The organism is Streptomyces sp. NPDC104831 (assembly GCF_055583025.1).
The window spans coordinates 88546-97206 of record NZ_JBVJOT010000035.1 but is presented as its reverse complement, the minus strand read 5'-3'; the positions used below and the strand labels follow the sequence as shown (position 1 = coordinate 97206).

The 8661-nt window shown below is 74.0% G+C and carries 10 protein-coding genes; 5 read left to right on the top strand and 5 right to left on the bottom strand.

The features are described 5' to 3' along the window. The coding region (locus tag ACZ63H_RS23675; RefSeq protein WP_279617129.1) for a biotin carboxylase N-terminal domain-containing protein at window positions 1–96 on the bottom strand (96 nt) is incomplete at its 3' end. Window positions 97–475: 379 nt separating this feature from the next. On the opposite strand from ACZ63H_RS23675, the gene ACZ63H_RS23670 reads away from it, so the two are divergent. Next, entirely contained in the window at window positions 476–1123 is a 648-nt protein-coding gene (locus ACZ63H_RS23670; RefSeq protein WP_469868049.1) for a hypothetical protein, read from the top strand. Here ACZ63H_RS23670 and ACZ63H_RS23665 read toward each other — a convergent pair. From ACZ63H_RS23665 to ACZ63H_RS23650, 4 genes are all read right to left on the bottom strand, one after another. Then, window positions 1095–1712 (bottom strand): Maf family protein, encoded by a 618-nt coding sequence (locus ACZ63H_RS23665; protein WP_469868047.1) that lies wholly within the window; start codon window positions 1710–1712, stop codon window positions 1095–1097. The genes ACZ63H_RS23670 and ACZ63H_RS23665 overlap by 29 nt on opposite strands. A 32-nt stretch (window positions 1713–1744) precedes the next feature. After that, window positions 1745–1873, bottom strand: coding sequence for a morphogenic membrane protein MmpB (gene mmpB, locus ACZ63H_RS23660; protein ID WP_267925621.1), 129 nt, complete (start codon window positions 1871–1873; stop codon window positions 1745–1747). An 83-nt stretch (window positions 1874–1956) separates the two neighbouring features. Next, window positions 1957–2172, bottom strand: coding sequence for an acyl-CoA carboxylase epsilon subunit (locus ACZ63H_RS23655; protein WP_469868045.1), 216 nt, complete (start codon window positions 2170–2172; stop codon window positions 1957–1959). Between the two features lie 23 nt (window positions 2173–2195). After that, on the bottom strand, window positions 2196–3797 hold the full coding sequence (locus tag ACZ63H_RS23650) for an acyl-CoA carboxylase subunit beta (protein ID WP_469868043.1): 1602 nt from the start codon (window positions 3795–3797) through the stop codon (window positions 2196–2198). Between the two features lie 110 nt (window positions 3798–3907). Here ACZ63H_RS23650 and ACZ63H_RS23645 point away from each other — a divergent pair, with 110 nt between their 5' ends. From ACZ63H_RS23645 to ACZ63H_RS23630, 4 genes are all read left to right on the top strand, one after another. Next, window positions 3908–4768 carry a biotin--[acetyl-CoA-carboxylase] ligase gene (locus ACZ63H_RS23645; RefSeq protein WP_469868041.1) on the top strand — a complete coding sequence of 287 codons (861 nt, stop codon included), beginning with the start codon at window positions 3908–3910 and terminating at the stop codon, window positions 4766–4768. 390 nt (window positions 4769–5158) lie between these two features. Continuing rightward, window positions 5159–6274: an adenylate/guanylate cyclase domain-containing protein gene (locus tag ACZ63H_RS23640; RefSeq protein WP_469868039.1), complete on the top strand. Its 1116-nt coding sequence runs from the start codon at window positions 5159–5161 to the stop codon at window positions 6272–6274. A gap of 334 nt (window positions 6275–6608) precedes the next feature. Then, window positions 6609–7403 carry an enoyl-CoA hydratase/isomerase family protein gene (locus ACZ63H_RS23635; protein ID WP_469868037.1) on the top strand — a complete coding sequence of 265 codons (795 nt, stop codon included), beginning with the start codon at window positions 6609–6611 and terminating at the stop codon, window positions 7401–7403. 111 nt (window positions 7404–7514) lie between these two features. Continuing rightward, the gene (locus ACZ63H_RS23630) at window positions 7515–8657 is read left to right on the top strand and encodes a GGDEF domain-containing protein (RefSeq protein WP_469868035.1); all 1143 of its coding nucleotides are present in this window, start codon (window positions 7515–7517) and stop codon (window positions 8655–8657) included. Window positions 8658–8661 lie beyond the last annotated feature (4 nt).

The window sequence follows — 8661 nt, the reverse complement described above, 5'->3', positions numbered from 1 at the left end:
GGCGTAGACGGCCACGCTCGCGATCCCGGCGTCCCGGCAGGCCCGGGCCACGCGGACAGCGATTTCGCCACGGTTGGCGATGAGCACCTTGCGCACGATTGAGGCTCCCTCCTTGAAACAAGCCGAGTTTAGGGACTGCCGACACGGCACTTCGACCCGTCCCCAGTGGTGAGCTTGCCCACACGGAGCGTGATACGAGGCCCGCTCGACCAGAGAAAGCCCATGTCGCACCGCGGTACGCAGGACTCCTGCGGCAAACCCTAGCCCTGTCATGTGGCCAAGGTCTCTGTGCGGGCGTGCTGCGGCCCACTCCGATTCTTTGTCGAGTCCCTACGAATGGCCCAATGATTCTTTGCTGCCACCCGAACCCTTGTCCCTTGGTTTACCCGTTAGTAGCGTTCGCGGTGTCTCGGACGTACCTGGGGTAACAGGCTGTCGGCGTGAGAGTGGGTGGGGCCCGGTGGTGCGCAGACCGGTGGCATGGGTCGTGGCGGTCGTCCTCCTCGCGGAGGCGGTGCTCGTCGCGGGCGTGAACTGGCTCCTCGGCGTGGTCGTCGACCGGCAGAAGATGTCCCTGGCCGGCCTGGACCCCGACGTCATGGCCACGTCCTCGAAGGTCGCCGGGATCCTCTTCGGGCTCTACTTCGCGCTGTGCGCGCTGGTCGCCCTGCTCGTCGCGGTGCGCGACCGCGCCCCGGCCGGCTTCGGCCGCGTCGCGCTGATCAGCGCCGCCGTGGTGCACGGACTGCTCGGCGCGTTCGCCTGGGGCCTGCTCGGCTGGACGGCGTTCGTGTTCATGATCGTCGTCCTCGGGCTGATCGTGCTGCTGCTGATGACGTACGACCGCGCGCCCGGCCCGCGGGGCGCGGTCCCCGGCGGCACGCCCGGGGCGGGCGGCGGACCGGCGGCGGTGCCGCGGCCGGACGCGGAACCCGTCGACGGGGACGCGCCGGCGGGCCGTGCGTCCGAGCCCCGGGACGGCGACGGCGAGCCCCAGGACTCCGTCCCGCCCCACGACGTCCCGCCCCACGACGTCCCGCCCCACGACCTCCCGCCCCACGACCTCCCGCCCCGGGGCGCCGTCCGCGCCCGGGTCACCGCTGTGGCGCCCACAACTCCGTGATGCCGACGCCCAGTTCCGCCAGGAGCCTGCGGATCAGGGGCAGGCTGATGCCGATCACATTGCCGTGGTCGCCCTCGATGCCCTCGATGAACGGTGCCGAACGGCCGTCCAGGGTGAAGGCGCCGGCCACGTGGAGGGGCTCCCCGGAGGCCACGTAGGCGGCGATCTCGGCGTCGCTGGGCTCGCCGAACCGGACGACGGTGGAGGCGGTCGCCGACACGTACCGCTTGGCCTCCGTGTCCCACACGCAGTGCCCCGTCTGGAGCACCCCGGCCCGCCCGCGCATGTTCTTCCAGCGGGCGGTGGCCTCCTCGGCGTCGGCCGGCTTGCCGAGCGCCTTGCCGTCCAGCTCCAGCACCGAGTCGCAGCCGATCACCAGGGCGCCCTGCACCTCGGGCCGCGCCGCGACCACCGACGCCTTCGCCTCGGCCAGGGCGAGCGCCAGCTCCGCCGGGGTCGGCGCGGTGACGGCGTCCTCGTCGACGCCGCTCACGATGACCTCGGGGGCGAGTCCGGCCTGCCGGAGCAGGCCCAGCCGGGCGGGGGACTGGGAGGCGAGCACGAGTCGCCTGCGGCGGTTGGCAGTCATGCGGCCAGGTTAGCCACGGCGTGCCGGGCGGCTCACCTCAGGCCGATCACGATCATCGCCAGGACCATGGCCAGCGCCATGAGGAGACCGAGCCGCCGCAGCATGTTCTGCGCCTCGCGCAGTTCCTCGGGCGGCTCGTTCTCCGGATCTGACCACAGCATGCCCCCAGCGTGCGGCCGCACCGGGTGCCGGTGCCTGAGTAGGCGTACTCAGATCGGCACCCGGAACTCCCGCCGCCGGGGGGTCAGCCCCGGCCCGGCCAGTAGGTGCGCGTCCACGACGCCGGGCCCGGCGCCGGGACGTGCCGGGACGCGAGGCGGGCCGGGTCGGACCACGCGTCCCTCGGTCCCCGCGCGCCGGACGGCGCGGTGGCCGCCGCCGCGGCGCGGGCATGGACCACCGCCAGGGCGGCGGCCAGCTCCTCCGGGGTCGGGTTGCCTCGTACGACCTTGATGTTCATGACGCTCCCGGGGTCCGCGGGGCCTACAGGGGGATGTTGCCGTGCTTCTTCGGAGGCAGGGATTCCCGCTTGGTGCGCAGTTGACGCAGGCCGCGGACGATGTGCGCGCGGGTGTCGGAGGGCATGATCACGGCGTCGACGTAGCCGCGCTCGGCCGCGACGTAGGGGTTGAGGAGGGTGTCCTCGTACTCCTGGATCAGCCGGGCGCGGGTGGCCTCGGCGTCGTCCGCCTCGGCGATGGTGCGGCGGTGCAGGATGTTGACCGCGCCCTGGGCGCCCATGACGGCGATCTGGGCGGTGGGCCAGGCCAGGTTGAGGTCGGCGCCCAGGTGCTTGGAGCCCATGACGTCGTAGGCGCCGCCGAAGGCCTTGCGGGTGATCACGGTGATCAGCGGGACGGTGGCCTCGGCGTAGGCGTAGATCAGCTTGGCGCCGCGCCGGATGATGCCCTCGTGCTCCTGGCCGACGCCCGGCAGGAACCCGGGCACGTCCACGAAGGTCAGCACCGGGACGTTGAAGGCGTCGCAGGTGCGCACGAAGCGGGCGGCCTTCTCGGAGGCGGCGATGTCCAGGCAGCCGGCGAACTGCATCGGCTGGTTGGCGACGATCCCGACCGGGCGGCCCTCGACGCGGCCGAAGCCGGTGAGGATGTTCGGCGCGAACAGGGCCTGGGTCTCGAAGAACTCGGCGTCGTCCAGGACGTGCTCGATCACCGTGTGCATGTCGTAGGGCTGGTTGGCGCTGTCGGGGACGAGCGCGTCCAGCTCGCGGTCCTCGTCGGTGACGGCGAGGTCCGCCTCCTCCGGGTACGCCGGCGGCTCGGAGAGGTTGTTGGACGGCAGGTACGACAGCAGCTGCTTGACGTACTCGACGGCGTCCTTCTCGTCGCCGGCCATGTGGTGGGCCACGCCGGAGGCGGTGTTGTGGGTGCGGGCGCCGCCCAGTTCCTCGAAGCCGACGTCCTCGCCGGTGACGGTCTTGATGACGTCCGGCCCGGTGATGAACATGTGCGAGGTCTGGTCGACCATGACGGTGAAGTCGGTGATGGCCGGGGAGTAGACCGCACCGCCGGCGCACGGGCCGACGACCAGGCTGATCTGCGGGATGACACCGGAGGCGTGGGTGTTGCGGCGGAAGATCTCGCCGTACGCGCCGAGGGAGGCGACGCCCTCCTGGATGCGGGCGCCGCCGGAGTCGTTGATGCCGATGACCGGGCAGCCGGTCTTCAGCGCGAAGTCCATGACCTTGGCGATCTTCTGGCCGTAGACCTCGCCGAGGGCGCCGCCGAAGACGGTGAAGTCCTGGGAGAAGACGGCGACCGGGCGGCCGTCGACCGTGCCGTAGCCGGTGACCACGCCGTCGCCGTAGGGGCGGTTGCCGTCCAGGCCGAAGTTCGTGGAGCGGTGCCGGGCGAACTCGTCCAGCTCGACGAACGATCCCTCGTCCAGCAGCAGTTCGATCCGCTCACGGGCCGTCAGCTTGCCCTTGGCGTGCTGCTTCTCGACGGCGCGTTCCGAACCGGCGTGCGTCGCCTCGTGGATGCGCCGCTGGAGATCCGCGAGCTTCCCCGCGGTCGTGTGAATGTCGATCCCTTGGATCTCGTGACGCTCTTCCGGCTCGGACATCGGGATGCGGCTCCCTGCCTGCTCAAAAGGGGGGACGGTTACTCGTTCGTAGCGTAGTGGTGGGGCTACCGATCGGCAGTGCGTCGTTTACCACACCTAGGGTGGCTTGCATGACGCCGCAGAATCCATCAGACGACAGCCCCTGGTCCGACCTCGACCGCCCGCCCCTGAACGCCGCGGCGCTGCGGCGCGGGCTGGTCCGGGAAGGGGGGCTGTACCGCGACATCGAGGTGGTACGGCAGACCGGCTCCACCAACTCCGACCTCGTGGCGCGGGCCGCCGCCGGGGGTGTCGAGGAGGGGGCGGTGCTGGTCGCGGAGGAGCAGACGGCGGCCCGGGGGAGGCTGGACCGGCGGTGGAGCGCGCCGCCGCGGTCCGGGCTGTTCTTCTCCGTCCTGCTCAGGCCCCGTGAGGTGCCGGTGGAACGGTGGGGCTGGCTGCCGCTGCTGACCGGGGTCGCGGTGGCGACCGGGCTGGCGCGGGCGGCGGGCGTGGACACGGCGCTGAAGTGGCCGAACGACCTGCTGGTGACCGTCGGCGGCCAGGAGCGGAAGGCCGGGGGCATCCTCGCGGAGCGGGCCGGTGACGACGGTGTCGTCATCGGCGTCGGCATCAACGTCAGCCTGCGGGCGGACGAGCTGCCGGTGCCGCAGGCGGGGTCGCTGGCGCTGGCCGGGGCGGCGGGGACGGACCGGGATCCGTTGCTGCGCGCGGTGCTGCGGGCGTTGGAGGACTGGTACGGGCGCTGGCGGGCGGCGGGGGGCGATCCCTCGGCGTGCGGGTTGCAGGAGACGTACACGGCGGGGTGCGCCACGCTCGGGCGGGAGGTCCGGGCCGAGCTGCCCGGCGACCGGTCGGTGGTGGGGGAGGCCGTGGCGCTGGACGGGGACGGGCGGCTGGTCATCGCCACGGGGGAGGGGGTCCAGCAGCCGGTGGGGGCGGGGGACATCGTCCATCTGCGGCCCGCGTGACCCTGCCGGGGGCTTGGCCGGGGGCTTCGGGTGCGGGTGCGCTTCGCGCTTGAGGTGTCTCCAGTTCGGTGCCTGCGGCGCCTGTGCGGGGCCGCTTCGTGTCCGGGGGCTCGTGTTCCGTGGTGTGCCGGGTGCCGGTCGTGTGTCCGGCGCGGGCCGTGGGTCCGGTGCCCGCGGCGCCCCCGCGGGCGCGTCCCGGCCACGGCGGGCCCGCCCCGGACCTGGTCCGCCACGGGGGTCCGGGGCCACGGTCGCCCGTGGTCCCGGCGCCGGTGCCCGGTGCCGGAAAGGGGCCCGTCGGCCCAACCCGACGGAGTGAGCTGGCGCACACCTGCCGTAGAGTTGAGGCCGGTCGATACCTGACCGCGGCAGATCGGAAGGGCAGCAGGCGTGACCGTCGACGACACGGGCTCCGGCGCTGGCGGGGACGGCCGGGTGGATCCCCACGCCCCCGACAACGGCGAGGACCCGCTCGCCCTGCGGCTCGAACAGCTCATCCTGGGTGCCGAGCGCCGCTACACCCCGTTCCAGGCGGCCCGGAGCGCCGGTGTCTCCATGGAGCTGGCGTCCCGGTTCTGGCGGGCCATGGGGTTCGCGGACATAGGGCAGGCCAAGGCGCTCACCGAGGCCGACGTCCTGGCCCTGCGGCGGCTCGCCGGTCTGGTGGAGGCGGGGCTGCTCAGCGAGGCGATGGCGGTGCAGGTGGCCCGGTCCACCGGGCAGACCACCGCCCGGTTGGCCGAGTGGCAGATCGACTCCTTCCTGGAGGGGCTGACCGAGCCCCCGGAGCCCGGCATGACCCGCACCGAGGTGACGTACCCGCTGGTCGAGCTGCTGCTGCCGGAGCTGGAGGAGTTCCTGGTCTACGTCTGGCGCCGGCAGCTCGCCGCCGCGACGGGCCGGGTCGTGCAGGCCGCCGACGACGAGGAGATGGTCGACCGGCGGCTCGCCGTCGGCTTCGCCGATCTCGTCGGCTTCACCCGGCTCACCCGCCGGATGGAGGAAGAGGAGCTGGGCGAGCTGGTGGAGGCGTTCGAGACCACCGCCGCCGACCTGGTGGCCGCGCGCGGCGGCCGGCTGATCAAGACCCTCGGCGACGAGGTGCTGTACGCGGCGGACGACGCCGGGGTCGCCGCGGACATCGCGCTGCGCCTGGTGGAGACGCTGGCGAACGACGAGACGATGCCCGAGCTGCGGGTCGGCATGGCCTTCGGCACGGTGACCACCCGGATGGGTGATGTGTTCGGTACGACGGTGAACCTGGCCTCCCGGCTGACCTCGATAGCCCCGCGCGACGCCGTGCTGGTGGACAGCGCCTTCGCCGAGGAGCTGATCCGCACCGGCGAGGCCCCCGTCTCCGAGGCGGAGGCCGCGGCGGCCGAGAAGGAGGGCGAGGAGTCGGCGTCGTACCGCTTCGCCCTGCAGCCGATGTGGCAGCGGCCGGTGCGCGGGCTCGGCGTGGTCGAGCCGTGGCTGCTCAACCGCCGCGAGGGCCGGTCCTCCTAGCTCCGGCCGGCGCACTCCCGCCGTCCGCCCGGAGGGCGGCCCCGGCCGCGTCCGCCGGGTCGCCGGGTACGTCCGCGCACGGGCCGGGCCCCGCACCGCCCACCGCGAGGTACTCGCCCCTGACCGGCGTCCGGCGTCGGGTGCGGGGGCGCCTGCGTGGTGGCCGCGTCGTGCGCCCGGCGCGGTCACCGGCGCGTGCGCCCCTTCCGCGCCGGATCGTGCGCATGTCGGTACGCCACTCGAACGGGCGTAGCCCCCCGGTCTTTTCCCGGCTCGGGTACGGCTGCGATGATCGGTCCCACAGGGAGTTAACCCGCGTTAACCGGAGGGTGTCATGAGCGAGGAGCGGTACGGGGAGTTCGTGCTGGTGCGGCGGCACGGGCACGTCGCGGAGCTGGTGCTGGACCGGCCCAAGGCGATGAACGCCGTCTCCACGGAAATGGCCCGCTCCCTGGCGGGCGCGTGCGCCGCGCTCGCCGGTGACCGCGACGCCCGGGTGGTCGTGCTGACCTCGTCGCACGAACGGGCGTTCTGTGTCGGGGCGGACCTGAAGGAGCGCAACTCCTTCACCGACGCCGAGCTGGTGCGGCAGCGGCCGGTGGCGCGGGCGGCGTACACCGGGGTGCTGGAGCTGCCCATGCCGACGATCGCGGCGGTGCACGGGTTCGCGCTGGGCGGTGGTTTCGAACTGGCTCTCTCCTGCGACCTGATCGTGGCGGACCGTACGGCCGTGGTGGGGCTGCCGGAGGTGTCCGTGGGCGTGATCCCGGGCGGCGGCGGTACGCAGCTGCTGCCCCGGCGGGTCGGGGCCGCGCGGGCCGCCGAGCTGATCTTCTCGGCCCGGCGGGTGGAGGCGGAGGAGGCCGCCCGGCTGGGCCTGGTGGACCGGCTGGTGGAGGAGGGCCGCGACCGCGCGGAGGCGCTGGAGCTCGGGGCGCGGATCGCCGGGAACTCGCCGGTCGGGCTGCGGGCCGCCAAGCGGGCGCTGCGGCTCGGCCACGGGCTCGACCTGCGGGCGGGCCTGGAGGTCGAGGACGCGGCATGGCGTTCGGTGGCCTTCTCGGGGGACCGCGCCGAGGGCGTGGCCGCCTTCAACGAGAAGCGCAGGCCCGAGTGGCCGGGGGAGTAGCGGTCCCCGAACGGGGCACGGGGGAGGGTGGCGGACCGAGGGGCCGGCCGTCGTCCACCTGATCGCCGCACAGATATCCCTTATATCGGTATTACTCCCTAATCTGGAGTAATGGGTGAGGACAAGCGGCTCGCCGCGGTCGTGGCGCTGGCTCAGGGCATGGCGGCGGCGCACACCCCCCGGGAGTGCTGGCAGGCCGCCGCCCTCGGCGCCTGCCACGCGCTGGACGGCGGCTTCGCCGCGCTGTCCGTGTGGGAGCGGGAGCTGGGCCGGCTCCGGGTCCTCGTGAACGTGGGGGACAGGGGCGCGGACGAGGAGGAGTTCCCGGAGGCCGAGACCTACCCGGTGCACCAGTTCCCGGAGATCACCGAGTTCCTGCACGAGCGGTGGGCCGGCGGCGGCGGGCCCAACGCGTGGGTGGAGACCGCCGACGGTCCGGCGGCCGGGACCCCGGGCTACTTCCACCAGCGGGTCGTCGCCCTGCGGCGCCGGGGGCGCGGGTGCTGTGTCGTCGCCCCGGTCGTCCTGCACGGCCGGGCCTGGGGGGAGCTGTACGTGGCCCGCCCGGCCGGCGCCCCGGTGTTCGCGCGGGCCGACTCCGACTTCGCCACCGTGCTCGCCGCCGTCGTCGCCGCGGGCATCGCGCAGACCGAGCGGCTGGAGGAGGCCCGCCGGCTCGCCTTCACCGACGCCCTCACCGGGCTCGCCAACCGCCGGGCCGTGGACGTGTGCCTGGAGGAGGCCGTCGAGCGGCACCGCGCCAAGGGCGAGGTGGTCAGCCTCGTGGTCTGCGACCTGAACGGGCTCAAGCGGGTCAACGACACCCTCGGGCACGCGGTCGGCGACCGGCTCCTGGAACGCTTCGGCTCGGTGCTGTCGCTGTGCGGCGCGATGGTGCCGGGCGCGCTGGTCGCGCGGCTCGGCGGGGACGAGTTCTGCCTGGTCGCGGTCGGGCCGCCCGCCGACGACGTGGTCAAGGCGGCGGACGAGCTGTGCCGCAGGGCCGGGGAGCTGGAGCCGGGGGAGGGGGTGGCGTGCGGGGTCGCCTCCACCGAGGAGCCGATCGGCGAGGTGCGCGACGCCCGGCGGCTGTTCCGGCTCGCGGACGCCGCCCAGTACCGGGCCAAGGCGCTGCGCCTGGACCGGCCGGTGGTGGCCGGGCGGGAGGGGCCGGGCGACCCGGTCGTCCGGCTGGCCGACGAGCCGCCGCCCCCGCGCGCCGAGCGGCGCCGGTTCCGCGGGCGCCTGCCGTGAGGCG